This window comes from Massilia horti, from assembly GCF_004614195.1.
Taxonomy (GTDB): domain Bacteria; phylum Pseudomonadota; class Gammaproteobacteria; order Burkholderiales; family Burkholderiaceae_D; genus Telluria; species Telluria horti.
In genome coordinates this window covers 45,599-71,182 of sequence record NZ_SPUM01000029.1, presented here as the reverse complement: position 1 = coordinate 71,182, position 25,584 = coordinate 45,599, and the positions used below count along the sequence as shown (strand labels likewise).

General features: G+C 63.1%; 18 protein-coding genes. 9 read left to right on the top strand and 9 right to left on the bottom strand.

The window, feature by feature from the left end; all coding sequences use genetic code 11:
* Positions 1–31: 31 nt before the first annotated feature.
* Positions 32–796, top strand: a complete 765-nt coding sequence (map, locus tag E4O92_RS04685; protein ID WP_135188586.1) for a type I methionyl aminopeptidase — start codon at positions 32–34, stop codon at positions 794–796.
* A 199-nt stretch (positions 797–995) separates the two neighbouring features.
* Here the strand turns inward: map and gap are convergent, their stop codons facing one another.
* Together gap and tkt are read right to left on the bottom strand one after the other, a co-directional pair.
* The gene (gene gap, locus E4O92_RS04680; protein ID WP_135188585.1) at positions 996–2,006 is read right to left on the bottom strand and encodes a type I glyceraldehyde-3-phosphate dehydrogenase; all 1,011 of its coding nucleotides are present in this window, start codon (positions 2,004–2,006) and stop codon (positions 996–998) included.
* A gap of 71 nt (positions 2,007–2,077) precedes the next feature.
* Entirely contained in the window at positions 2,078–4,075 is a 1,998-nt protein-coding gene (gene tkt, locus E4O92_RS04675) for a transketolase (protein ID WP_135188584.1), read from the bottom strand.
* 129 nt (positions 4,076–4,204) lie between these two features.
* On the opposite strand from tkt, the gene E4O92_RS04670 reads away from it, so the two are divergent.
* Positions 4,205–4,927 carry a 16S rRNA (uracil(1498)-N(3))-methyltransferase gene (locus E4O92_RS04670; RefSeq protein WP_135188583.1) on the top strand — a complete coding sequence of 241 codons (723 nt, stop codon included), beginning with the start codon at positions 4,205–4,207 and terminating at the stop codon, positions 4,925–4,927.
* Between the two features lie 122 nt (positions 4,928–5,049).
* Here the strand turns inward: E4O92_RS04670 and E4O92_RS04665 are convergent, their stop codons facing one another.
* Positions 5,050–8,079 (bottom strand): TonB-dependent receptor, encoded by a 3,030-nt coding sequence (locus E4O92_RS04665; RefSeq protein ID WP_206076811.1) that lies wholly within the window; start codon positions 8,077–8,079, stop codon positions 5,050–5,052.
* Between the two features lie 653 nt (positions 8,080–8,732).
* On the opposite strand from E4O92_RS04665, the gene E4O92_RS04660 reads away from it, so the two are divergent.
* The 3 genes from E4O92_RS04660 (at position 8,733) to E4O92_RS04650 (ending at position 14,143) form a co-directional block, all read left to right on the top strand.
* Entirely contained in the window at positions 8,733–10,358 is a 1,626-nt protein-coding gene (locus E4O92_RS04660; protein WP_135188582.1) for an NAD(P)/FAD-dependent oxidoreductase, read from the top strand.
* A 4-nt stretch (positions 10,359–10,362) separates the two neighbouring features.
* Positions 10,363–11,214 carry an EamA family transporter gene (locus tag E4O92_RS04655; RefSeq protein WP_206076810.1) on the top strand — a complete coding sequence of 284 codons (852 nt, stop codon included), beginning with the start codon at positions 10,363–10,365 and terminating at the stop codon, positions 11,212–11,214.
* A 205-nt stretch (positions 11,215–11,419) separates the two neighbouring features.
* Positions 11,420–14,143, top strand: coding sequence for a TonB-dependent receptor (locus tag E4O92_RS04650; protein WP_167759692.1), 2,724 nt, complete (start codon positions 11,420–11,422; stop codon positions 14,141–14,143).
* A 439-nt stretch (positions 14,144–14,582) separates the two neighbouring features.
* On the opposite strand, the gene corA is transcribed toward E4O92_RS04650, so the two are convergent.
* The 5 genes from corA to glnA all read right to left on the bottom strand — a co-directional run bounded on the left by corA (position 14,583) and on the right by glnA (position 20,299).
* Positions 14,583–15,548, bottom strand: coding sequence for a magnesium/cobalt transporter CorA (gene corA, locus E4O92_RS04645; RefSeq protein ID WP_135188592.1), 966 nt, complete (start codon positions 15,546–15,548; stop codon positions 14,583–14,585).
* Positions 15,549–15,610: 62 nt separating this feature from the next.
* On the bottom strand, positions 15,611–17,074 hold the full coding sequence (gene ntrC, locus E4O92_RS04640) for a nitrogen regulation protein NR(I) (protein ID WP_135188580.1): 1,464 nt from the start codon (positions 17,072–17,074) through the stop codon (positions 15,611–15,613).
* A gap of 54 nt (positions 17,075–17,128) precedes the next feature.
* Positions 17,129–18,220 carry a nitrogen regulation protein NR(II) gene (glnL, locus tag E4O92_RS04635; protein ID WP_135188579.1) on the bottom strand — a complete coding sequence of 364 codons (1,092 nt, stop codon included), beginning with the start codon at positions 18,218–18,220 and terminating at the stop codon, positions 17,129–17,131.
* Positions 18,217–18,723, bottom strand: a complete 507-nt coding sequence (locus E4O92_RS04630) for a DUF4124 domain-containing protein (RefSeq protein WP_135188578.1) — start codon at positions 18,721–18,723, stop codon at positions 18,217–18,219. Before E4O92_RS04630 ends, glnL begins: the two co-directional genes overlap by 4 nt.
* Positions 18,724–18,883: 160 nt before the next feature.
* Positions 18,884–20,299, bottom strand: coding sequence for a type I glutamate--ammonia ligase (gene glnA / locus E4O92_RS04625; RefSeq protein ID WP_135188577.1), 1,416 nt, complete (start codon positions 20,297–20,299; stop codon positions 18,884–18,886).
* 313 nt (positions 20,300–20,612) lie between these two features.
* Here glnA and E4O92_RS04620 point away from each other — a divergent pair, with 313 nt between their 5' ends.
* The gene (locus E4O92_RS04620; RefSeq protein WP_135188576.1) at positions 20,613–21,071 is read left to right on the top strand and encodes a rhodanese-like domain-containing protein; all 459 of its coding nucleotides are present in this window, start codon (positions 20,613–20,615) and stop codon (positions 21,069–21,071) included.
* Between the two features lie 280 nt (positions 21,072–21,351).
* On the opposite strand, the gene E4O92_RS04615 is transcribed toward E4O92_RS04620, so the two are convergent.
* Positions 21,352–23,310, bottom strand: coding sequence for a CocE/NonD family hydrolase (locus tag E4O92_RS04615; protein ID WP_135188575.1), 1,959 nt, complete (start codon positions 23,308–23,310; stop codon positions 21,352–21,354).
* A 348-nt stretch (positions 23,311–23,658) separates the two neighbouring features.
* On the opposite strand from E4O92_RS04615, the gene E4O92_RS04610 reads away from it, so the two are divergent.
* The 3 genes from E4O92_RS04610 to E4O92_RS04600 are packed head-to-tail and all read left to right on the top strand — an operon-like array spanning position 23,659 to position 25,156.
* Positions 23,659–24,150, top strand: coding sequence for an Hcp family type VI secretion system effector (locus E4O92_RS04610; RefSeq protein WP_135188574.1), 492 nt, complete (start codon positions 23,659–23,661; stop codon positions 24,148–24,150).
* 32 nt (positions 24,151–24,182) lie between these two features.
* On the top strand, positions 24,183–24,620 hold the full coding sequence (locus tag E4O92_RS04605; RefSeq protein ID WP_135188573.1) for a hypothetical protein: 438 nt from the start codon (positions 24,183–24,185) through the stop codon (positions 24,618–24,620).
* Positions 24,617–25,156 (top strand): hypothetical protein, encoded by a 540-nt coding sequence (locus E4O92_RS04600; RefSeq protein ID WP_135188572.1) that lies wholly within the window; start codon positions 24,617–24,619, stop codon positions 25,154–25,156. The genes E4O92_RS04605 and E4O92_RS04600 overlap by 4 nt, the downstream gene beginning before the upstream one ends.
* Positions 25,157–25,584: the final 428 nt, after the last annotated feature.

The following is a 25,584-nucleotide window of genomic DNA, read 5'->3' as shown; positions in this document are numbered from 1 at the left end:
GTTATCATGTGCGATTCAAGCGAACACGAACATGGTTATCAAACTCAAAACTGAAAAAGACATCGCCAAAATGCGCGTGGCCGGCCGCCTCGCGGCCGAGGTGCTGGAAATGATCCGCGAATACGTGGTACCCGGCGTTTCCACCGAAGAACTGGACCGCCGCTGCAACGAGTACATCCGCAAGGTGCAAAAGGCCACCCCGGCCAACGTCGGCTACCAGGGATTTCCCAAGACCCTGTGCACGTCGGTGAACAACGTGGTGTGCCACGGCATCCCGAGCGAACAGGAAATCCTGCTCGACGGCGATATCGTGAACATCGACGTCACCGTGATCAAGGACGGCTGGCATGGCGACACCAGCCGCATGTATTTTGTCGGCACGCCGAGCGAGGCCGCGCGGCGCCTGGTCGACACTACCTACGACGCGATGATGGCCGGCATCCGCGCCGTGCGTCCGGGGGCCCGGCTGGGCGACGTCGGCCATGCGATCCAGAAGCTGGCCGAGGGTGCGGGTTATTCGGTGGTGCGCGACTACTGCGGCCACGGCATCGGGCGCATCTACCATGAGGAATTGCAGGTGCTGCACTACGGCCGCCCGAACACCGGGCTCATGCTCAAGGAAGGCATGACCTTCACCATCGAACCGATGATCAACGCCGGCAAGGAGGACACCGAAGGCCTTGACGACGGCTGGACCGTGGTGACGGCCGACGGCTCGCTGTCGGCGCAATGGGAACACACGATCGCGGTGACGCGCAACGGCGCGGAAATCCTGACGCCGTGGCCGAAGGCGTAGGGCCTGATAAGCCGCACAGCGCGTAGGGTGCGCACCTGTGCGCACGCGGTCACCGTATGCTGGCTCGCGGCGGTGCCACCACGACGCGCCGTTCGCGAACCGCGTGCGCACAGGTGCGCACCCTACGCCCTCCGATCATATAAGCAAAAAAGCCGCCCGGCTCACGCCGGACGGCTTTTTTGTCTTGCTTTGAAAGCGATTACTTCGCGTTCATCAGCGCCACGGTGGTATCGAGCATGCGGTTGGAGAAGCCCCACTCGTTGTCGTACCACGAGGACACCTTCACCAGCCGGCCCGAGACCTTGGTCAGGGTCGCGTCGAAGTTCGACGATGCCGGGTTGTGGTTGAAGTCGACCGACACCAGCGGCTCGGTGTTGTAGGTCAGGATGCCCTTGAGCGCGCCTTCTGCGGCGTCCTTCATGACCTGGTTGATCTCTTCCACGGTCGTGTCGCGCTTGGCGATGAACGACAGGTCGACGATCGACACGTTGATGGTCGGCACGCGGATCGCGTAGCCGTCCAGCTTGCCGTTCAGCTCAGGCAGCACCAGGCCGACCGCGGCGGCAGCGCCGGTCTTGGTCGGGATCATCGACTGGGTGGCCGAACGGGCGCGGCGCAGGTCTTCGTGCATCACGTCGGTCAGCACCTGGTCGTTGGTGTAGGCGTGCACCGTGGTCATCAGCCCGTTCTCCAGGCCGATCGCGTCGTGCAGCGGCTTGACCAGCGGCGCCAGGCAGTTGGTGGTGCACGAGGCGTTCGAGATCACGGTGTCGGTGCTCTTGAGCACGTTGTGGTTCACGCCGTACACGATGGTCGCGTCGACATCCTTGCCGCCCGGGGCCGAGATGATCACCTTCTTGGCGCCGCCCTTCAGGTGCGCCGAGGCCTTTTCCTTGGTGGTGAAAAAGCCGGTGCACTCGAGCACCACGTCCACACCCAGCTCGCCCCACGGGAGTTCCGCAGGATTGCGCTGCGCGAACACGCGGATGCGGTCGCCATTGACAATCATGCTGTCGCCATCCACCGTCACGGTGCCGGGAAACTTGCCGTGCGTGGTGTCATAGCGCGTCAGGTGGGCATTGTGCTCGGCGTTGCCGAGGTCGTTGATCGCGACAATCTGGATGTCTTGTTGTTTGCCACCTTCGTAGAAAGCGCGCAAGATGTTGCGGCCGATCCGGCCATAACCGTTGATTGCAACTTTGATCGTCATACTGAGCTCCTGATTAGAAAAAAACCTGTTGGGCGGGGGCCAAGCAGCCTGCCGCCCGCCTGTCTCGCCTGTCAGCCCGCAATTACCGACTTCGCCTTGGCCACGACGTTTTCGACAGTAAAGCCGAAGTGCTTGAACAGCACGCCGGCCGGCGCCGATTCGCCGAAGGTGTCGATACCGACCACTGCGCCATCGAGTCCCACGTACTTGTACCAGAAATCGGTTACGCCAGCTTCAATAGCAACACGCGGTGTGCCCCGTGTCAACACACTGGCCTTATAGGTCGCGTCCTGGCGCTCGAACACGTCGGCCGAGGGCATCGACACCACGCGCACGGCGATTCCTTCGCCAGCCAGCGCGTCGGCGGCCGACAGCGCCAGCTCGACTTCCGAGCCGGTCGCGATCAGGATGACCTGGGCGTTGGGCGCGTCGCGCAGCACGTAGCCGCCCTTGGCGATTGCACCCAACTGGTCGGCGTCGCGCGCGACGAACGGCAGGTTCTGGCGCGAGAAGATCAGGGTCGACGGGCCATCGTGGCGCTTGACCGCCGCGCCCCACGCGACCATGGTTTCCACGGTGTCGCACGGGCGCCAGTTGTCCAGGTTCGGGATCAGGCGCAGCGACGAGACGTGCTCGATCGACTGGTGGGTCGGACCGTCTTCGCCCAGGCCGATCGAGTCGTGGGTGAACACGGAGATCGAACGGATCTTCATCAGGGCCGCCATGCGCAGCGCGTTGCGGCTGTAGTCCGAGAAAGTCAGGAAGGTCGCGCCGAACGGGATGAAGCCGCCGTGCAGGGCCACGCCGTTCTGGATCGCGGCCATGCCGAATTCGCGCACGCCGTAGTTGATGTGGTTGCCCGGCACGCCCGAACGCACCGGTACCGATTCCTTCCAGTTGGTCAGGTTCGAGCCGGTCAGGTCGGCCGAGCCGCCCAGGAACTCCGGCAGCACCGGGGCCAGCGCGCCAATCGCGTTCTGGCTGGCCTTGCGGGTGGCGATGGTCTCTTTCTTCTCCACGGTGGCGGCCACAGCGGCGGCCAGCACCTGTTCGAAGTTGCCCGGCAGTTCACCCTTCATGCGGCGCTCGAATTCGGCGGCCAGTTGCGGGTATTGTGCGCGGTAGCCTGCGAACAGGGCATTCCACTGGCCTTCCAGGTCGGCGCCGCGCGCCTTCGCGTCCCATGCCGTGTAGATGTCGGCCGGGATGTCGAACGGGATCGGGTCCCATACCAGGTGCTCGCGCACGGCGGCGATTTCCTTGTCGCCCAGCGGGGCGCCGTGGACCTTGTCGCCACCCTGCAGGTTGGGCGAGCCCTTGCCGATGATGGTCTTGCAGCAGATCAGGGTCGGCTTGTCCGAGGTGCGCGCCTTGGCGATCGCGGCATCGAGCGCGGCCACGTCGTGGCCGTCGACGTTGCGGATCACGTTCCAGCCATAGGCTTCGAAGCGCTTCGGGGTGTCGTCGGTGAACCAGCCTTCGACCTTGCCGTCGATCGAGATGCCGTTGTCGTCGTACAGCCAGACCAGCTTTTTCAGGCCCAGGGTGCCGGCCAGCGAGGCCACCTCGTGCGAGATGCCTTCCATCAGGCAGCCGTCGCCCAGGAACGCATAGGTGTGGTGGTCGACGATGTCAAAGCCCGGACGGTTGAATTCGGCTGCCAGCAGCCACTCGGCCAGCGCCATGCCGACCGAATTGGCGATGCCCTGGCCGAGCGGGCCGGTGGTGGTTTCGACGCCGGGGGTGATGCCCACTTCCGGGTGGCCAGGGGTCTTCGAGTGCAGCTGGCGGAAGTTGCGCAGGTCGTCCATGGAAACGTCGTAGCCCGACAGGTGCAACAGCGAGTAGTGCAGCATCGAACCGTGACCGTTCGACAGCAGGAAACGGTCGCGGTTGCTCCAACCCGGATTGGCCGGATTGTGGCGATAATGGCCGTCCCACAGCGCGACGGCGATCTCGGCCATGCCCATTGGCATGCCCGGGTGGCCCGAATTGGCTTTTTGGACGGCGTCCATCGCCAGCGCGCGGATCGCGTTGGCCATCAGGGTGGTGGTTTGGGTAGGTTTCATGGTTGGCAAGTCAGGATTGGAAAGCGGTGGCGTGCTACTGGCCATAACCAACTATTCTACCAGAGGGTGCCCTGGGCCATTAGAATGCTCACTTTATTGCCGAGCCCGGCTTGTTCATCCAGGATACGCATGCCCCGTTTCTTCTGCCCGCAGCCGATCGCCGTCGGCAGCACCGTCGACCTGCCCGAAGCGGTGGCCCACCACCTGCATGTGGTGCGCATGCAGATCGGCGAAGAAGTGGTGCTGTTCAATGGCGAAGGCGGCCAGTACCGGGCGGTTCTCGCGGAAATCGGCAAAAAGCGCGCCAGTGCCACTGTCGCGGCATTCGACCCGGTTGAGGTCGAGCTGCCCTACCCGGTCACGCTGGCCCAGGGTTTGCCCGAAGGCAGCAAGATGGACTGGATCATTGAAAAGGCGGTCGAGCTGGGTGTGGCGGCAATACAACCGCTTGCAGCCCAGCGCTCGGTGGTGCGGCTGGCCGGCGAGCGCCTGGAAAAGCGCCACGCGCACTGGGAGGGCGTGATCGTTGCCGCCTCCGAGCAGAGCGGGCGCAACCGGCTGGCGCAGCTCGAACAGCTGGCCGAATTCAACCGCTTCCTCAAAGCGGGCGCTACTACCCCGCGCATCCTGTTCTCGCCGCGCGCCACCGAATCGCTTTCCAGCTGGGCGCGCTCTACCCTTCCGCAGGCGCTGACCATCCTGGTCGGGCCGGAAGGCGGTTTTACCGAACAGGAGGAACAGGCGGCGATCGACGCCGGCGCCCTGCCCCTGTCGCTCGGCCCGCGCGTGCTGCGCACGGAAACCGCCGGGCTGGCCGCGCTGGCCATGCTGGCCGCCACCTGGGAATCCTGATTTAAAAAACCAGCCCGCAATTCGCGCGCAAGCGCGGGCGCGGGCCCGGGCGCGGCGCCGGGCGCACTATAAAAAAAACCGGCCCCTTGCGGGGCCGGCTTCAAGCACTAAGACCTTTCAGGTCAGAACGAATAACGTGCGCCGAGGTAGAACCGGCGCGGGTCGTTCCAGGCGTTCGCCTCGCCGAACTTGTAGACGCCGTTGCCAGCCACCAGCGGCATCGCCGATGTCGCCGACTGCTTGTTGAGCACGTTGAAGATGTCGAGGAAGAACTCGACCTTCTGGCTGCCGGTGAACTTGTACTGGTACTTCAGGCGCATGTCGAAGGTGTAGAACGACGGACCTTGCTGGCTACCGATCGAATTCGGCAAAATCCAGGTATCGAGAACGCCACCATCAACGCTCGGATTATCTTGCATCACCGGCAGATAGCGACTGGAAATCAGCTGGGTCTTGCTATACAACACGCCGCTGTTCCAGTTGAACACACCGCTCAACTCAAGCCCATTGTTGAAGTAGTACGTGCCCCACGCCTTGAACTGGTGCTTGATATTGCCTGGCTGAGGGCCATACGCGTTTGGTGCGCGCGGGTCCAGTGCAATCCAGTCGCCCTGGAAGTCAGCGGTACTGTCGGAGTTGGTATTGCCCTTGGCGTCGTTGTAGGTATACGAAGCCTGGCCCTGCCAGTTGTCCCGCTTCGCCTTGTTCAGGCTGACCTCGATGCCCTGGTAGTCGCGTTTGCCGCCTGCCAGCGTGGCGATCACATAGTTCGTTTTCGGCGCCGCGGAGTAGCCGAAGTACGAGTATGGCAGGTAGTAAGGCGAGCCGGGGAAGGCAGAACCTTCAGGCGCGGTCTTGGCAGTGAGGGTCGGATCGGAGTACAGGGCCAGGTCGTAGTCTTCGAGCAGGTCCCTGGTCGCACGTTTGGTGTAGCTTACCGACAAGGTGTAATCTTTGCCCAGGTTGGTGGCCCAGCCGAGCATGAACTCATCGGTGTACGGGGTCTTGGTCGATGGCGCGATCGCGGCATCCGACCCGCCGCGCTGGCGGAACGTCAGCCATTTGTCACCCAGGTAGATCTGTTCATCCAGGATCGGGCCTGTCACATTGCCGGCGAAGTCAGACATGTTGTTGCGAATCGGGTCGTAATAACGACCATAGAAAGCCCAGACTTTACTGCGGCCATCGCCACTCAGGTCATACACGGTGGACAGACGCGGTGCCAATTCCCATTTGAACTTGGCAGTTTGGTGCCCCGCCGAATCGTGGTGCACCCACTCTTCGGTACGGACACCGGCGTTGACCGTCAACTTATCTTTCGTCCACGTATCCTGGAGGTAGAAGGTCTTGCCAGTGGAGCTCACGGTGTACGGCGCAATGCGCGAGTTGTAGATGCGATAGGCGTTCACCTGCCCGGTCGGGTTGCCAGCCGTGCCGTTAAACTGGTATGCCCGGATCTCGGGGTCGGAGACGACACCATCTTTGTTGGTGTCAAGCAAGCCAAGGAAGTAAGCCTTGTTCGGGCTGGCGTTGATCGCATCGATGATACGGGGAATATCACCTGCGGTCAGTTGTTTCGAACCCGTCCAGCCACTACCGATGTGCTGAGCATAGGTGACACCCTTGTTGGCCAGCGCGATGGAGGTGTACGCCGCGTTTTCCGGACCCGTCCTGTACGCGTCCGAGGTGTACATGTCCTTGCCGTTCACGAAGCCGGTCTTGAAGGTGTGGGTACCCATCGAGGCGGTCTCGAGGAAGTACTCGGCAGACAGGCCCCACTCGTCACGGTTGCGCCATGACACAGAGTTGGAGCCCGAACCACCCTGGCTACGCTCTGCCACGCTCGGTGTGACTGTCGGCTTGTAGAAAGCGACGTCGTTGCGTGTCGACTGGTCGGCTGCAAAGGTCGAAAGCTGGCTCTTGTGCTTGAAGGCGTAAGCGTTCACGCGCAGGTTGTCCATGTCGCGCGTGTATTCGATCTTGTTGTTGGTGCCGCCCTGCTCCTGGCGGGTATCACGGTTGTTGAGCGTCGTCGCAACTGTCGAACCGCTGATCTTCGTCGGGTCATTGAAGAAGCTGTACGACAACCGGTCGTTATCGGTCGGCTGCCAGGTGAGCTTGACGAAACCGAGCTTGTCGTCGCGCTTGACCGTGCGCATTGGGTTGCCGGTCGCCGCGTCAACCACGTCAGTATTCTTGTTCTTTAGCTGATACGAGCTGAAGAACCATAGCTTGTCCTTGATGATCGGGCCGCCGAGCGTGAAAGCCGTATCGTAGGTCGAGAAGCCGGACGCTGTGTTGTGCTTGTTTTTGGAAACGAGCCGGTCGTTCTGCAAGTAGTAGTTGACAGAGCCGTGGTACTCGTTACCACCCGATTTGGTGACGACCTTGGAGACCAGGCCCGCGCCGCCGGCGTACTCGGCCGGGATGCCGCCGGTCAGGATCTGTTGTTCCTGGATGATCTCGGAGTTGATGTTCGAACCAAAGGTACCGGTCAGCGGATCGGTGACGTCGACCCCGTCGAGGATGTACACGTTGTCCGAGGACGTACCGGTGGCGCCGCCGATGTCCGCGTAGTTAACGCCGGACTTGGAGGACGGGTTGCCGCCTGCGGAAGGCTTCGTGCCAGGAACGAGCTGGAGGTAGCCCTGGTAGCTACGGGTGGTCGGGAGCGACTCCACCACGGCCAGGTTCAGAATGGTGCCGACGGTCGCGGAGGTGGTGTCCACCTGCGCCAGGCGCGAGCCGGTGACGACCACTTGCTGCACGTCGCCTGAGCCCAACGTGTAGCTCAAACTGGGGTTCTGGCCACTGATGACGGCCACATCGCTGGCCTTGAAGTTGGTGTAGCCGGGCGCGACCACTTCCACCTTATAGTCGGTTGCGGGGTCCAGGCCTGCAATACGGACGGTGCCGTCTGCCTCGGTCACAGCGGTCTTGGTCACCAGGCTGCTTGGCGAACTGACCTTCACCGTCGCACCGGCGACCGGCTTGCCTGAAGCGCCGAGAATCGAAATACGCAAGCCGCCGGATTCAGCAGCCAATGCAGCGCCGATGAAGCACATGCCAACTGCCAACGATACGGCGGACTTGCGCAGCACGGCCACCGTTGACTTTGGTTTCAGCGTATGAACAACAGTTTTTCTTAACATGTGATTTCCTAGTTTATAAACCTGGGCGAATATGAATATCGACCAAGGTAGGGTTACGCATTATTTTGAATCACCTGCACTGCTATACGTCCCACAGTCCTTCTCTCATCTATCCAAAAGACAGAACATTCATTTCTCTTTGAGATTAATCAAAGAATATGAACCGACACATGGAAACATATGTATTCCGTCAATGTCAACGTTGCATTATTCCTGTTATGCATATTAACAACACACAAACAACACTATCGATTTTGGGTATGTAGCACGCATGAATTTGATGCGATGCAGCACAATTTGCGAGCGGTTGTGTGCAAGATAGGAACAGAAGAGTGATATGCATACGTGGAGAGCGCAAAGTTGACGAAGTTACCGTAAAATTAACAAATCAGGTTTTAATGCATTGCCGCGAATTTACTTGCGACGGAACCTGCGGAGAATGCCTGTCCTGGTTGGACGGACCTGTGCCGTGCCGAGCGCAGAACGGAAGCGGACCTCACGGATTTGCAATTGACTGATAAGGGCACAACGGCACGCACCGCGCCGGCGTAATGAGGCGGCCGCGCGTTCTTCGCGCCTGTGCCGGCCTGGGCATTGAACGGTTACAATACGGGTTTGCCCGCCGCGCGCCCCCGCCTGCCCCGATTGTTGCCATGCTTCGAATTAACGAATTAAAACTGCCACTCGACCACGACGAAACGGCACTGCCGCAAGCCATTTGCGAGCGCCTCGGCATCGCGCCGGATGAGTTGGTCGACTTCACGATCTTCAAGCGCGCCTACGATGCGCGCAGGAAGAGCGCGATCGTCCTGATCTATGCGCTCGACGTTCAGGTGAAGAACGAAACGGCAGTGCTCGCGCACAAGCAGGGCGACCCCCACGTCTTGCCATCGCCCGACACCAGCTACAAGTTCGTGACCGATGCCAGCCGCGTGCGCGATGATGTCGAACGCCCGGTCGTGATCGGCATGGGCCCGTGCGGGCTGTTCGCGGCGCTGATCCTGGCGCAGATGGGCCTGCGCCCGATCGTGCTCGAGCGCGGCAAGATGGTGCGCGAGCGCACGGTCGACACCTTCGGCTTCTGGCGCAAGCGCAAGCTCAATCCCGAGTCGAACGTGCAGTTCGGCGAAGGCGGCGCCGGCACCTTTTCCGACGGCAAGCTGCACAGCGGGATCAAGGACCCCAGGCACTACGGGCGCAAGGTGCTCACCGAGTTCGTCAAGGCCGGCGCGCCGGAGGACATCCTGTATGTCAGCAAGCCGCACATCGGCACCTTCCGGCTGGTCAAGATGGTCGAGCAGATGCGCCAGAACATCATCGACCTGGGCGGCGAGATCCGCTTCACGACCCGGGTCACCGACCTGGTGATCGAGGAGAAAGCCGGCAGCCGCCAGCTGCGCGGCGTGATCCTCGACACCGGCGAAGAGCTGCGCACGCGCCACCTGGTGGCGGCGATCGGCCACAGCGCGCGCGACACCTTCCAGATGCTGTACGACCGCGGCGTCTATATCGAGGCCAAGCCGTTCTCGATCGGCTTTAGGGTCGAGCACCCGCAGTCGCTGATCGACGTGTGCCGCTTCGGTGCGAACGCGGGCAACGAGATCCTGGGCGCGGCCGACTACAAGATCGTGCACCACGCCTCCAACGGCCGTTCGGTCTACAGCTTCTGCATGTGCCCGGGCGGCACCGTGGTCGCCGCCTCGTCCGAGGAAGGGCGCGTGGTCACCAACGGCATGAGCCAGTACTCGCGCGCCGAGCGCAACGCCAACAGCGCCATCGTGGTCGGCATCACCCCCGCCGATTATCCGGGTCATCCGCTGGCGGGCATCGCCTTCCAGCGCGAACTGGAATCGCGCGCCTTCGTGCTGGGCGGCGGCAACTACGACGCGCCGGGGCAGCTGATGGGCGACTTCGTCAAAGGCGTGCCCTCCACCCGGTTCGGCGCGGTGGTGCCCTCGTTCAAGCCGGCGGTGCACCTGACCGACCTGTCCAGCGCGCTGCCCGATTACGCGATCAGCGCCCTGCGCGAAGCCTTCGTCGCATTCGACAAGCAGATCAAGGGCTACTACAAGGAAGACGCGGTGCTGACCGGGGTCGAGACCCGCACCTCGTCGCCGATCCGCATCAAGCGCAACGACGACGACCTGCAGAGCCTGAACACCCGCGGCCTGTTCCCGGCCGGCGAAGGCGCCGGATATGCCGGCGGCATCCTGTCGGCGGCGGTGGACGGCATCAAGGTTGCGGAAGCGGTCGGCCTGTCGATGATGGCGGGCACCTGACATCTTGAGCGCCGCGCAGAACAACTCCCTGCTGCCGGCGCTGGCCGTTGCCGCCGGCCTGATCGCGCAGAACATCGGCGCCGCTTTTGCCAAGCACCTGTTCCCGCTGGTGGGCAGCGAAGGCGTGACCGCGCTGCGCGTCGGCCTGTCGGCCGGCATCCTGTTCGCGGCCTATCGCCCGTGGCGCACGCGGCTCACGAGGAGCGACGCGCTCAACCTGGTCATCTACGGGCTGATGTTGGGCTGCATGAACCTGCTGATCTACCGCGCGTTCGCCCTGATCCCGATCGGGGTGGCGGTGGCGATCGAAGTCACCGGCCCGATCGCGGTGGTGCTGCTGGCCTCGCGCCGCGCGCGCGACTTCCTCTGGGCCGGGTGCGCGATTGCGGGACTGGCGCTGCTGCTGCCCATTTCAAGCAGCGCCCCGCTCGACCCGCGCGGCGTCGCGTGGGCAGTGGGCGCCGCCTTCTGCTGGGCCATGTACATCGTATTCGGCAAGCGCGCCTCCACACTGGCCGGCGGTCCGGCGGTCGCCTGGGGCATGCTGGCCGCGGCCATGTTCACCGTACCGGTCGGCGCCGCCAGCGCCGGCGCCGCGCTGCTCTCGCCAGCCGCACTGCTTGGCGGGCTGGCGGTGGCCGTGCTCTCCAGCGCCCTGCCCTATTCCCTCGAAATGATGGCGCTGGCGCGGCTGCCGCGCCGGGTGTTCGGCATCCTGGTGAGCAGCGCGCCGGCAATCGGCGCGCTGGCCGGTTTCCTGGTGCTGGGCGAACGCCTCGCCGGCCTGCAATGGCTGGCCATCGCGCTGATCGTGCTGGCCGCCGGCGCCAGCGCCGCCAACGCCTCCTCCGACTGACGCCGCGCGTCCGCTCCCTCCCTTTCGTCGAGGCCGCTACCGGCTCTTGGCGAACTTGTTGTTCTTGCCACACCGGCACCTCTTAACCATTTGCCAAACCCCGCCTGTTAATGTTCATATATTCGCGACGCGCGAGATTTTGCCGAATATCTCTCTCGCATTTTGCGTAATGGCAATAACAAAATTCGTTCCTTTGGGAGATGCAATGTTGAATGAGAAAGTTCTGGCGCGCGCACTGCGCCTGATGTTTTCCGGCGGCGCAGTTCTCGCCGGTGTTGGCATGGCGGGAATCGCCCTCGCGCAGCAAGCCGGCCAGCAACCCATGGCCCGGGTCGAGATCACCGGCTCGGCGATCAAGCGGATCGATGCCGAGACCTCGGTCCCGATCACCGTGATCAAGGTGGACGACCTCAAAAAGCAAGGGGTGACGACGGTCGAACAGGTGCTGAACATGCTCTCCGTATCGCAGGCCCAGCAGAGCACCAGCCAGGTGGTGGGGGCCAGCACTGGCGGCGCCGCGTTCGCCGACCTGCGCGGCATCGGCGCCAACAAGACCCTGGTGCTGCTCAATGGCCGCCGCCTGGCCAACAACGCCTTCGACAGCTCGGCGCCCGACCTGAACATGATCCCGTTCGCCGCACTCCTGAAGGTCGAGGTGCTGCGGGACGGCGCCTCGTCGCTGTACGGTTCGGACGCGGTCGGCGGCGTCATCAACTTCATCACCCGCAAGGATTTCCAGGGCGGCGTGATCACCGTGGGCAAGGACCAGCCGAAGGATTCCGGCGGCAAGTCGTTCAACGGCAACATCGGTTTCGGCTTTGGCGACCTGGACAAGGACCGCTTCAACCTGTTCGCCCTGTACGACCACCAGGACCAGCAGGCGATCGGCGGCACCGAGCGGCCGTTCAACAAGCGCTACGCGGGCGGGCTGTCGCCCACCACCAGCCCGGCTAACTATTTCCAGGGTGGCGACAGCACCAACCCGACCGGGCCAAGCTGTTCCAGTGAACCCAACCTGGTCCCGGCCGACAAGGGAACCTCGTGCCAGATGACGACTTCCAGCTTCGTCGATTACATCCCGCGCACCGAGCGCGACACGCTCCTGTTCAAGGGCACCATCAAGCTGGGCGAAGACCATCGGTTCAACCTCGAATACCTGAACAGCCGCAGCTCCGTGCGCAGCCAGATCGCGCCCGTGCCGTACGGCGGCCTGTACCAGAACCGCCTGCGCGAGGACGGCTCGCTCAACCCCTACTATCCGGGCAATCCGGGCGCAATCACACCGACCATCAAGCTCGACCCGAACTATACCAAGGACAACACGCCGGCCGGCGTCAAGCCCGGCTTCATCAACCTGAAATGGCGCGACCTGCCGAACGGCCCGCGCTCGGACGACAATACCAACACCCAGCAGCGCCTGGTCGCCATGTTCGATGGCAGGCTGGCCGACTGGGACTACGAGGCGGCCGCCACCTGGAACGAGAACAAGGTGCGCGAGAACCTCAAGGGCTACAGCGACGGCCGCATGATCACCGCCGGCGTGCTCAATGGCATCATCAACCCGTTCGGGCCGCAGGATGCCGCCGGCACCGCCCTGATCAACGCCGCCGCGCTTGACGGCAACATACAGAACGCCAAGGGCACGGTCACCGGCATCGACGCCCACGCCAGCCGCGAACTGTCCGACTGGCTCGGCGCCGGCAAGCCGGCCGCCATCGCCATCGGCGCCCAGGCCAGCCACGAAAGTTTCGTAAGTAGCGCCAACACCGAGTACGCCGCCAAGGTCGTGGCCAGTACCGGCATCGACCCCGACACCCACAACGAGGGTTCGCGCCACGTGTACGCGGCCTACACCGAGCTGAACGTCCCGCTGCTCCCCACGCTCGATATCACCGCCGCGGTGCGCTATGACAAGTACAGCGATTTCGGCAGCAGCACCAACCCCAAAGTCGGCTTCCGCTTCCAGCCCAACAGCCGCGTGATGCTGCGCGGCTCCTACTCGACGGGCTTTCGCGCACCTTCACTGTACGAAATCAACGCCGCGCAGGCCTACACCAACTCGTCCGAGCATGATGACCCGGTCAACTGCCCCAACGGGGATCCCAAGCCGGGCAAGCCGTCCAGCGCCAACTGCGGCCAGCAATTCCAGGTCCTCCTGGGCGGCAATCTCAACCTCAAACCGGAAACGTCGAGGAACCTGACCCTGGGCCTGGTGCTCGAACCGCTGAACAACCTGAGCGTGGCAATCGACTTGTGGGCGATCGAGCTCAAGCAAGCTATCGGCAGCCTGAGCGATGACGACGTGTTCGCCGACCCGGTCAAGTACGCCAGCCTGTACCACCGCAACAGCAGCGGCGACCTGTCGACCGACGGCTCGCAGTGTCCGCTCCCGGCCACCTGCGGCTACGTCGACCTGCGCACCCAGAACCTGGGCGGCACCAAGACCAACGGCATCGACCTGTCCGCCAGCTACCGCCTGCGTTCCGCCGCGTGGGGCAACTACACCTTCGCGACAAATTCCACCTACGTGCACCGGTACGACTATCAGAACTCGGAAGGCGACGAGTGGCACAAGAACGTGGGCGTCTATTCGGGCAACAACCCGGTGTTCCGCTGGCAGAGCAGCGCCAGCCTGGTGTGGAACCAGGACCTGCTGTCGGCCGGCCTGTCGGCGCACTACAAGAGCGGCTACCTGGACCAGCCCAAACTCGACCACCCGAATCACCGCGTGGCGTCGTACACCACCTTAGACACCTACGTGGCCTGGGCGCAGCGCAAGGGCCTCGGCCTGACCCTCGGCGTGCGCAACCTGGCTGACCGCGTGCCGCCGCTGTCGTACCAGACCACTGTTTTCCAGGCTGGCTACGACCCGCGCTACGCCGACCCGACCGGACGCACCTGGTACGTGCGCGGCACCTACACCTTCTAAGGTGCGAGCGCAACCTGGAGTCAGCCAAACTTCTTGTAGGGTGGGCGGGTCTCCCGCCCACGCGTTCAACCAGAGCGTGAATTGCCGGGAACGACGAAGTGGCGCAGGGTGCGCACCTGTGCACGCGGTTCGCAAACGTTGCGTAGTGAAGCGGCAGCCGCAAGTGAGCATGCGGTGACCGCGTGCGCACGGGTGCGCACACCCTACGCCTGGTGAAATAGCTCTTTGTTCGGCCCCTACAGCCAGCCAGACTTCTTGAACCGTCGGTACAGGTAATAGCAGTGACGTAGGGTGCGCACCTGTGCGCACGCGGTTCGCGAAAGTTGCGTAGTGAAGCGGCAGCCGCAAGTCAGTATGCGGTGACCGCGTGCGCACAGGTGCGCACCCCAAGCCAAGTGCAGGACCAGCCTTGATGACGCGCGGAACTCCGATTTGGCCCCTACAACCAGCCGGACTTCTTGAACCGGCGGTACAGGTAATAGCAGACCAGCACCATCAACCCGACCGCGGCCGGGTAGCCATATTTCCACTCCAGTTCCGGCATCCCCTTGAAGTTCATGCCCCACAGGCCGGCAAAGGCCGTGAACACGGCGAAGATGGCGGCCCAGGCGGCCAGGCGCTTGTTCACCTCGCTCTCGTCGATGGCGACCATCGACAGGTTCACCTGGATTGCGGTGTTGATGGTGTCGCGGATGGCGTCCAGCCGTCCCGCGATGCGGTGCAGGTGATCGTGCACGTCGCGGAAGTAGTCCTGGGTCTCGCGTGCAATGGGCGGCGTGCGCCCGCCATGCAGCCGGCCCACCGCCTCCAACAGCGGCATGACCGCGTGGCGCAGCGTCAGCGACTTGCGCTTCAGGTCATACAGCCGCTCGACGTTCTCGCGCTGGGCGCCTTGCGTGAACATGGTCTCCTCGATCTCCTCCAGCGCGGACTCGAGGAAGTCGACCACCGGGAAGTAGCGGTCAACCACTGCGTCCATCAGCGCGTACAGCACAAAGGCCGAGCCTTTCCTGAGCAAGTGCGGCTCGCGCTCGGCGCGCGCACGCACGCCCAGGAAGCCCTGCGCCGCGTCGCGCCGCACCGACAGCACGTAATTGGGGCCGACGAACACGGCCACCTCGCCGGTGCACAAGGCATCGCCCTTCAGTTCAACCGTGTGCATCACGGCGAACAGCGAATCGCCGTATTCCTCGATCTTGGGACGCTGGTGGCCGCGCGCCGCATCCTCCACGGCCAGTTCGTGCAGGCCGAATTCCTGCTGCATCTGGCTGATCTCCGCGGCGCTGGCGTCGCGCAGCGCGACCCAGACGAAGCAGCTTGGCAGCTTGAGATAGTCGCTGATGTTCTCGACGGGGATGTCGGCTAGTTTTCTGCCTTCTTGGTAGGCGACGCAGTTGATCAGCATCTTGATATAGCTCACTCAGGGGCAATGCCAGAGCTTACTATATCGCGCCGCCGAGGGTCACTCTAATCGTCCTTGGCGCCGTCGATGCCCAGCTCCGCGATCTTGCGCGTGATCGTATTGCGCCCGATGCCCAGCCGGACCGCGGCGTCGTTCTTGCGCCCGTGCGTGTGCTTGAGCGCGGTGCGGATCAGCACCGACTCGAACTGCCGGCCCAGCACGTCCATCACCTCGGCCTGCCCGGCAGCGAGCATGCTGGCGGCCTGCTGTTCCAGAAGGCCGGTCCAGCCGTCCGGCGGGGCCAATGCCGTACCCTGCGGCGGTGCCACCGCCGTGTGCGCGACAGCACCCTCACCCGCCGGCGCATCCAGCGGCGCGCCTTGCGTCAGGTCGTGCGGCAGGTCCTTGACCTCGACCGTCTGGCCCGGCGCCATCACCGTGATCCAGTTGCACAGGTTTTCCAGCTGCCGCACGTTGCCCGGCAATTCCAATTCGCTCAGAAAGCGCATCGCCGCCTCGGACAGGCGCTTGGGCTCCACGCCCAGCTGCTGCGCGCTTTGCAGCAGGAAGTGTCGCGCCAGGACGGGAATGTCCTCGCGCCGCTCACGCAGCGGCGGCAGGCGCAGGCGGATCACGTTGAGCCGGTGGTACAGGTCCTCGCGAAACAGCTCGTCGCGCACGCGCTGCTCGAGGTTCTGGTGGGTGGCCGCGATCACGCGCACGTTGGCCTTGACCGGCTGGTGGCCGCCGACACGATAAAAGTGCCCGTCCGAGAGCACGCGCAAGAGCCGCGTCTGCAAATCGAACGGCATGTCGCCGATCTCGTCCAGGAACAGCGTGCCGCCCTCGGCCTGCTCGAAGCGGCCGCGCCGCATCGCCTGGGCGCCGGTGAAGGCGCCGCGCTCGTGACCAAACAGTTCCGATTCGAGCAGGTCCTTCGGGATCGCCGCCGTATTGAGCGCGATGAAAGGCTGCCCGGCCCGCGGGCTGTGCTTGTGCAGCGCGCGCGCCACCAGCTCTTTGCCGGAGCCCGATTCGCCGGTGATCAGGACCGTCACGTTCGACTGCGACAGGCGGCCGATCGCGCGGAACACCTCCTGCATCGCCGGCGCATGGCCGAGGATCTCGGGCGCCTCGCCCGGCGGCGCCTGCTCGCTCGCCTCGCGCAGGCTCTCTTCCAGCGCGCGCCGGATCAGCGCCACCGCCTTGTCGATGTCGAACGGCTTGGCCAGGTAGTCGAACGCGCCGCCCTGGAACGAGGCCACCGCAGAATCCAGGTCGGAGAAGGCGGTGATGATGATGACCGGCAGCCCCGGATGGCGCTCCTTGGCGGCCGCCAGCAGGTCCAGCCCCGATTCGCCCGGCATGCGGATATCGGACACCAGCACCTGCGGCGTCTGTGTCGCCAGCAGGTCAAGCGCCTCGCGCGCATTGGAAAAACTGCGCGTTTCCAGGCCCTCGCGCGCCAGGGCCTTTTCCAGCACCCAGCGGATCGATGCATCGTCGTCGACTATCCAGATCGGTTTCATGTTTGTGTTCGTGCTGTACAAGACGTTAAGGTGGACCGTATCCTGCTCCCGCCCCTAGGGCAGTGGCAGCAGGATGCGGAAGTCCGTCAGTCCAGGCTGGCTTTCGCACTCGATCACCCCCAGGTGCTGCTGCACGAAGGTCTGCGCCAGCGTCAGCCCGAGGCCGCTGCCGCCTTCCCTTCCCGACACCAGCGGATAGAAGATGCGGTCACGAATCTCAGGTGCGATGCCCGGTCCATTGTCGATGATATGCAAGTCCAGTGCCAGCCCATAGCGGACCTTGGCCAGCGTGACCTGGCGCGCCACCCGGGTGCGCAGCACGATCTCGGCATCGCCCTGTCCGATCCTCCCGGCCAGCGCCTGCGCCGCGTTGTGCACGATGTTGAGCACCGCCTGGATCAGTTGCTCCTTGTCGCCCCTGAATTCGGGCAACGAAGCGTCGTAGTCGCGGCGGATCGCAAGCCCGTGCGGGAACTCGGCCAGCACCAGGCTGCGCACCCGCTCGCATACTTCGTGGATGTTGACGTCGCCCACGATGTGCGGCCGGCGGTGCGGCGCCAGCAGGCGGTCAACCAGGGTCTGCAGCCGGTCGGCTTCCTTGATGACGACCTGGGTGTACTCCGACAGCGCCCCCAGGTCGCGCGCCGCCAGTTCCAGTTCGAGCAGTTGGGCCGCGCCGCGAATGCCGCCCAGCGGATTCTTGATCTCGTGCGCCAGGTTGCGGATCAGCTCCTTGTTGGCCTGGCTGTGGTCGAGGATGCGCTCCTCGCGGTCGAGCTTCAACTGCTGCACGTTCTCGCGCAGCTCCAGCAGCACTTCGGCTTCCAGCGTGGCGCTGACCGTCAGGTGCACGTGCAGCGGTTCGCGCCCGGGACGCAGCAGGGTCAGGTCCTGGCGCAGGTCGGCCCACTTGTGGGCCAGCGCCTGGCGGCACAGCGCCGCCAGTTCCTCGCCATTGGCAAACAGCTCGGTCAGCTTCTGGCGTGACAGCGACTTGAGCGAGGCGTCGAGCAGGTTCTCGGCGGCCGGGTTCGCATAGCGCACCCGCGCGTCGGCATCCACCAGCAGCACGCTTGATGCGAGCAGGTCCAGGCCCGCCAGGCGGGCCTCTGCCGCGGGCGCGGCGGGAAGAGGCAAAGGGTTCATCGCGTGTTGGCGAGCTCGCGTTTCAAGGCTTCGACATTGCGTTCGCTGCGGCTGATGTCGTCGCGCATGCGCGCCACGCGCTCCTGGTACTTGGCATAGTTGCGCTCATTGCCCTGGCGTTCCGGCTCGCCGTTGTTGAAGTCGCGCCGCAGGTCGGCCAGCTTCTTTTCCTCGTTACGCAGCTCCTCGTTGAGGATATCGCGACGATCGTCGTCGCGCGCGCGCTGCTGCGCGCTGTCCACGCGCGGAAAGCCGGCCGGGCTGACCACGCTCGCCGCGCTGCCCTGGCGCATCGGCGGCGCCGGCCTGCTGCGCGTCGGCGGCGGCGCGGTGATCGCGCCAGGCAGGTCGATCACCTTGCAGCCACGCTTGTTGGTGTCGGTGTACTCGACCCGGCCCTGGTCGTCGACGCACTTGTACACCGCCGTCTGCGCCCATGCGGCCAAGGCCGGGCAGGCCAGGAGCAGCGCCAGCGCGCAGCGTCCCAGTACACTGGTTGTCATTCGCATCAGTTCGGCTGCGCGGCGGTCCGCGCATGAATATTGATCTGGCCGACTATACCGCAATCCATATACAAACGCGGGGAAAGGCTAGGCCTTTCCCCGCGTTTTTGATCAAAGCGTCAAGGCAAATGATGCATTGCCGCAACGCGATGGCCGCCGATCAGCCCGAGTAGTACATGTCGAATTCGACCGGGTGCGTGGTCATGCGCATGCGCTGGACTTCCTGCATCTTCAGTTCGATGTAGGCGTCGATCATGCTGTCGCTGAACACGCCGCCGCGGGTCAGGAACTCGCGGTCCTTGTTCAGGGCATCGAGCGCTTCTTCCAGCGACGAGCAGACGGTCGGGATCAGCGCGTCCTCTTCCGGCGGCAGGTGGTACAGGTCCTTGGTGGCCGGCTCGCCCGGGTGGATCTTGTTCTGGATGCCGTCCAGGCCCGCCATCAACAGCGCCGCGAAGCACAGGTAGACGTTGGCCAGCGGGTCCGGGAAGCGGGTCTCGATGCGGCGGCCCTTCGGGTTGGCCACGTGCGGGATGCGGATCGAGGCCGAGCGGTTGCGCGCCGAATAGGCCAGCTTGACCGGCGCTTCATAGCCCGGCACCAGGCGCTTGTACGAGTTGGTGCCCGGGTTGGTGATCGCGTTCAGGGCGCGCGCGTGCTTGATGATGCCGCCGATGTAGTACAGCGCGGTTTCCGACAGGCCGGCATAGCCGTCGCCTGCGAACAGGTTCTTGCCATCCTTCCAGATCGACTGGTGCACGTGCATGCCCGAGCCGTTGTCGCCCACCACCGGCTTGGGCATGAAGGTCGCGGTCTTGCCGTAGCTGTGGGCGACGTTCCAGATCACGTACTTCATGGTCTGGGTCCAGTCGGCGCGCTCGACCAGGGTCGAGAACTTGGTGCCCAGCTCGTTCTGGCCGGCGCCGGCCACCTCGTGGTGGTGCACCTCGACCGGAATGCCCATCGACTCGAGGATCAGCGACATTTCCGAGCGCATGTCCTGGAAGCTGTCGACCGGCGGGACCGGGAAGTAGCCGCCCTTGACGGCCGGACGGTGGCCGCTGTTGCCGCCTTCGATTTCCTTGTCGGTGGCCCACGACGACTCGTCCGAGTCGATCTTCACGAAGCAGCCCGACATGTCGATCTTCCAGCGGACCGAGTCGAAGATGAAGAATTCAGGTTCCGGGCCGAAGTAGGCGGTGTCGCCGATGCCCGACGATTTCAGGTAAGCCTCGGCGCGCTTGGCGATCGAGCGCGGGTCGCGGTCGTAGCCCTTGCCGTCCGTCGGTTCGATCACGTCGCACTGCATGAACAGCGTGGTCTCTTCCATGAACGGGTCGACGTTGGCGGTCGACGGATCAGGCAACAGGATCATGTCCGACGCTTCGATGCCCTTCCAGCCGGCCATCGACGAACCGTCGAAGGCGTGGCCGGACTCGAATTTGTCCAGGTCGAAGTGGGACACGGGGACGGTCACGTGCTGCTCCTTGCCGCGGGTGTCCGCGAAGCGCAGGTCCACGAACTTGACTTCGTGTTCCTTAACCATGTCCATTACGTCTGCGGCAGTCTTTGCCATTCGTATCTCCTAAATGAAAAAGGGGTGTCGACCTTTGTGCTATGCCAAGCGGGCGACCATCACACAGGGAATATAGCAGAATCCGTGCCAGCCCTCGACCATGAGCAAATATGCATTCAATCTTTGGAAACCGGTGAGTTTACCCATAAAATTGGCGGGTCTGGCGGCCAATTCAAGCATGCGCGGCTGGCGCACTTCGCACCGCGGCGGTGCGCTCTTCGCAAATGCACCATTTCAGTGCATCCGCTTGCCAGGACGCACCATCACGGTGAACTCAGACCTGTGCATTCAATTCAATAATAGGGGAACTACCATGAGTACAAGCGAGCAAATCCTTGCCGCCGCCCGCACCCGCGCCGCCGGCGAGCCCTATGCTGGCGCCGTGACGCCGGCCGAAGCCTACGCGCTGCTGCAGGCCGACCCGAAGGTCAAGCTGGTTGACGTGCGCACCAATGCCGAACGCGACTGGGTCGGGCGGGTACATATCCCGGAGGGCCAGCACAAGGCGGTGCAGTGGGTGATGTATCCAGGCGGCGCGCCCAACCCGGAATTCGCGCACGAGCTGCAGGGCGTGACGGACAAGGACGACGTGGTGCTGTTCCTGTGCCGCTCGGGCGTGCGCTCGCGCCACGGCGCGCGCGTGGCGACGGAACTGGGCTACAGGAACGCGTTTGACATCCTCGAAGGTTTCGAGGGCGACAAGGACGCGCAGGGACATCGCAAGACGGTGGGCGGCTGGTGCAAGGCCGGCCTGCCGTGGATCGGGGCGTGAGGCAGTACCGGACACCAGCGAACCGTTGCGTACGTGCGTGTGCAATTCGTAGGGTGCGCACCTGTGCGCACGCGGTTCGCGAACGTCGCGTAGTGGCGCTGCAGCCGCAAGTCAGCATGCGATGAAAGGTGCGTAGGGTGGGCAGGTTCTCCTGCCCACGCGTTCAGCGATAAATGGCCATACCCGAACAGGTTCCATGTTCGTTGAACGCGTGGGCGTTCGTTCGGCTGGCCACTGGCCAGCCTCACCCCGCCCACCCTACAAAACCAAGCTCAACCTCTTAGTGCCCTGGCATCACCAGCACCTGCAACCCCGACGGCGTATCACCCCCCAAGTAGACGCGCTGCGTCGCCTTCTTGAAGTCCTCCGGCCTGGCCTTCGGGATCGAGACGAAGGTCTGCGGGTTCAGGTCGACCAGCGGGAACCACGAGCTCTGCACCTGCACCATGATGCGGTGGCCGCGGCGGAAGGTGTGGTTGACGTCGCCGAGCTGATATGAGACCTGCTCCACCTTCCCCGGCGTGAACGGCTCCGGCTTCTCGAAGCTGTTGCGGAACTTGCCGCGCAGCGGATTGCCGCGCACCAGCTGCTGGTAGCCGCCCAGCGTCAGCGTGGGCGGCGGCACGTCCTTGCCGCGCCTTTCCTTTTCCTCCGCCTCCGGGTACTCCTGCGGGTAGACGTCGATCAGCTTGACCACCCAGTCGGCGTCGGTGCCGGTGGTCGAAACGAACAGCCGGGGCGTCACCGGCCCGGCCACCGTCACGTCTTCCTCCAGCACGTCGCTCTGGTACACCAGCACGTCCGGCCGGGTGGCGGCAAAGCGCTGGTCCGACACCATGTACTCCTGCGGCACGTCGGTCGACGGGTAGCCGATGTAGGGCACCGGCTTCTTCGGATCGGACACGTATTCGTCAAAGCCGGCGCCGGCCGCGTTCTGCTGCCAGCTTAGCTTGCCGTTCGGGCCGAAGTACAGCGTGCGCGACTTGGCCTGCTGCGGCGGCCAGGCCGCGTACTGGCGCCACACGTTGGTCCCGGTCTCGAACGCGGTGACCTCGGCGATTGCCTTGGCCGGCTTGACGCCCTTGAGGTGCTGCTCGAAGAACGGGAACTGGATCTGCGTGCGGAAGTATGCCGAGGTCTCGCTGTCGAAACGTACATGGCCCAGGCTCTTGCCTTCGCCGCGCGCCCAGCCTCCGTGCACCCACGGGCCCATCACCAGCCCGTTGAAGGTGGCCGGGTTGTACTTCTTGATCGCGTGGTAGGTCGTGAACGGCCCTTGCGGATCCTCGGCGTCGAACCAGCCGCCCACGGTCAGCACGGCCGCCTTCACGTTCTTCAAATGCGGCGCGAGATTACGCGACTGCCAGAACTCGTCGTAGGTGTCGTGCTCGATCGTCGGCGCCAGCAGCGCGCGCTGCTTGTCGGTCAGGGTCGCGAGGATGTTCGACAGGGTCAGGTGCTTCAGGAAGAAGTCGTAGCCGTCGGCCATTCCGTAATCGAAGCCGGACCATGTCTTGGGCAGCGGTGTCGGGTTGTCCTCCACTGTGAAGGCAGAATAGAAGCCGAAGTTCGCGGCCAGCAAAAAGGCGCCGCCGTGGTAGGAGTCGTCGCCCATGAACAGGTCGGCGATCGGCGCCTGCGGCGAGGCGGCCTTAATCGCCGGGTGCGAATCGATGATGCTGGCCGAGGTGTAGAAGCCCGGGTAGCTGATGCCGTAGATGCCGACCTTGCCGTTGTTGTTGGCCACGTTCTTGAGCAGCCATTCGACGGTGTCGTACATGTCCTGGCTCTCCTGCCCTTCGCCGGCCGCGCGGTTGGCGTTCAGGTGCGGCGTCATCTCCTGCCACTTCCCTTCCGACATGTACCGGCCGCGCACGTCCTGCTTCACGAAGATGTAGCCTGCGTCCTCGAATTCTTTGGACGGGCCGATCGCTTCCGGGAACCAGTCGACGCCGTAGTGCAGTTCGCCCTTGGCGCGGGTACCCACGCTGTACGGGGTGCGCTGCATCAGGAAGGGGTAAGGCTTCGAGCCGTCCTTCGGCACGTAGACGGTGGTGAACAGGCGCACGCCGTCGCGCATCGGAATCCGGAATTCGTACTTGGTATAAGTGGCGCGCAAGTCGCGCTTGGCGGCGGGCGCATCGGCCTGTTGGGTTTCGGCGGTCGCGGCGCGGACCGCGCCGGCGCCAAAAGCCAGCGCCAGGCAAACGGCAAGGATCGGAAGCTGTCGGCTGGTCATGTTTTCCTTTCGATAATGAACCGCCGACAGTGTAAGCCAACTTTTGGGGCTGCGGCCGAATGCGTCCCAAGCTTTTCCGCCGGCCTGACTGGATGCTAACGGTCCGCGCATAACCCCGATACATTCTTTGCTCTGATTCCATCAGCTGTTGATCGCAATCTCTTGCCACCGTTGATCCCCACCAATCCACCTGGTAGCAAGGCAACCAACAATGGCATGCCATCCTTATTCCGTAAGGCATCGTCATACAAGAGCGGGAGCAACCACGTGGCTTGGTCGAGCGCCAGCCGCAGCCGCAGCCGCCGCACAAGCACAACCAAGTAATCCATCCAACGGGAGAAATTCCTCATGGCAGTAGACGCATATTTGCAAATCGAAGGCATTAAAGGCGAATCGACCGACGACAAGCACAAAAACTGGATCGAAGTTTCAAAGGTGATCGGCAACGTTAACCAGCCACGCGCAACCAGCCTATCGACGGCCGGGGGGATGACCAGCGGCAGAGCATCGCTTTCGGACATCATGCTTGAGAAGCTGGCTGACTTGTCGTCTCCGTTACTCAGGCAGCATTGTGCGATGGGTAAGACCATTCCGAAAGCGGTTTTCGAGTTCATGCGTGCTGACGGTGACGGTAAGCCGATCTGCTACGAAAGAATTACTCTGACAAACGTGATGATTTCCAACGTCACATACGACAGTGGCGCGGGTGGAACGATGAAGGAAACCGTTCTCCTTGCTTACTCAAAAATAAACTGGGAACACGTCAAACAGTCCATCCGGGGCGGCACTGAGGGAAGCACCGTCGGGGGCTGGGACTGCGCTGCCAACAAGGTTTGCTAATGCGCGTAGGCGCTACTTAATCGGAGGCGACCATGTCTAGTTGGTTCGATCCCAAAGACTACGACGGCGACGAAATGCATCAATGCCCGATCAAACCGTTCGACTTCCATCATTGTTACGCTGTCGTTGTATCGGGCGACGGTATCAATTTGGGCGGTCATGTGCTACTCCACACTGGCAGCGGCTGGTATTTCCATGTGGCTGGGCGTAAGCACCGCCCCAGGTTTTTGCGCGAGGAAGGCTACATGAACTATTTGAGAAAGAGCGGCAAGCACGAAATTCGGCGCTGGATGATCCAGATTCCCAACCCTGCCGGGGCGCACGCAAAACTGGAAGAACTCCTAACGAAGCAATGGCGCTGGCTTGTCTTGCCGAACAACTGCGTGGCTTTCGTTGAGGAAGTTGTGAAAGCTGGCGGCAGTAGTGCTGGGATGTATTTCAACTGCCCCGCAGCGGAGCCTTTCGCATGAGAATGTTTATTTCGTTTGGGGTCGCGTTTCTTGTGGCCGTGCTTGTCTGGCTAACGGGGGACGTATTCACACCGGACCTGTACGTGGAAACGGCGGGTAACATACTCGTTATGACATTCGTTGGCACGGCGGTCATCACATCGCTAGTTTTAAAATACAAACGTGGCCGCACGGCGATGATTCGACGAATTCTAATTTCATTAGGGGTCGGGGTGGTCGATATCGCATTTCTGTACGGGACCGTCTTTGGATTCGCTCCCCGAAGGAACATAGTGATGGCGAGCATAGATATTGTCGTTTCTGCATTTTTCGCATCGGCAGTCACATTTGTTCTTCTCTCTTTGCCGACACCCCTCTCAGATACATGGCGGAGAGCGATCATTTCGCTTGGCGTCGCCTTCTTTGCAGCTGTGTTTGTCAATGTACAGATAATTTGCTTCCTTAAAGAAGTGCAGAACTTAACGCCGATATTTGCTGGCGTGTTCATCGGTGTGGCGGTCGCCACATCGCTGGTGTTAAACCGCAGACGAGGGTGACGTGCGAGTGTCCTGGCAAAACTGTTAGGCCACCGGCCGCCGCGCTGCCCGCTCCACTCGTTCGCTTGGTAGGCAGGCGGCAGTAAGGGCGGGATGTATTTCAACTGCCCCATAGTCGAACCATCTATTATTATGAACCGTGTATTGTTTTTGCTTTTGGCATTGGTGGCCATCCCGTGTGGTGGAGCCTTAGCCATGTTCGTGACCAGTTTGATGGCCGTATACATTGCAGGCGTCTCGGTCGAAACGGCGTCTGGGATCGGCTTGATTTCGTTTGTCCTCGGTGCACTCGGAACCGCGCTATGGTTGGCGCGGGAGCCGGGATGAAAGAGTCGCTCTTGCTTCTGGCTACCGGGCTGGCACTGTCCGCAAGTGCATGGGCATTCTGGCATTAGCTCGGGAACGATGCGGCTTGCACGTTAACTACC